Below are 836 nucleotides of genomic sequence, written 5' to 3' on the forward strand. Positions count from 1 at the left end.
TGTGCCGTGGCGCCGATATTCTGGTCGCCGCCGTGGGTCGCCCCGAGATGATCCCGGGCGACTGGGTCAAGCCGGGCGCGACGGTGATCGACGTGGGCATCAACCGCATCGAGCGCGACGGCAAGACTAAGCTCGTGGGCGACGTGGATTTCGCCTCGGCGGCCGAGGTCGCGGGCGCGATCACCCCGGTTCCGGGCGGTGTCGGGCCGATGACCATCGCCTGCCTGCTGGCCAACACGCTCACCGCCTGCTGCCGCGCCAATGGCCTGCCAGAGCCCGAAGGTTTGACCGCCTGAACCCATTTCCCGCGCCCCGCCGTGCCAGAGCCCCGACAGAAGGGCCAGTCGCACGGGGCGCGTTTCACCCGCTCGACGACACAACCCATCTCGGGCGCTTCAGGGAGAGGCGCCCGACCGGCCTTGCCGGACCAAAACCCCGACGGGAGACCAAGATGACCAAATACTGCCTGACCGTGACCTGCACCTCGACCCGGGGCATCGTCGCCGCCATCGCCAATTACCTCGCCGACCAGGGCTGCAACATCACCGACAGCTCGCAATTCGATGACGCGCAGACCGGCAAGTTCTTCATGCGCGTCAGCTTCACCTCGGAGCAGGGCGCCGATCTGGCCGCGCTGCAAAAAGGCTTCGCCGAGACCGCGAAGCCCTTCGACATGGCTTACAAATACCATGACGAATCCGAGAAGATGAAGGTCGTCATCATGGTGTCGCGCTTCGGCCACTGCCTGAACGACCTGCTCTACCGCTGGCGCATCGGCGCGCTGCCGATCGACATCGTGGCGGTGATCTCGAACCACATGGATTACCAGAAGGTCG

The 836-nt window shown here is 65.7% G+C and carries 1 protein-coding gene and 1 pseudogene; both read left to right on the plus strand.

Annotated features, from left to right (window positions below):
• A pseudogene (locus LZA78_RS17515) lies at positions 1-296 on the plus strand (bifunctional methylenetetrahydrofolate dehydrogenase/methenyltetrahydrofolate cyclohydrolase); the annotation flags it as partial.
• A 155-nt stretch (positions 297-451) separates the two neighbouring features.
• Positions 452-836: ACT domain-containing protein (locus tag LZA78_RS17520; RefSeq protein WP_306798992.1), on the plus strand; the 385-nt coding region annotated here is incomplete at its 3' end.

This window comes from Rhodobacter flavimaris (assembly GCF_021378075.1).
GTDB lineage: Bacteria > Pseudomonadota > Alphaproteobacteria > Rhodobacterales > Rhodobacteraceae > Rhodobacter > Rhodobacter flavimaris.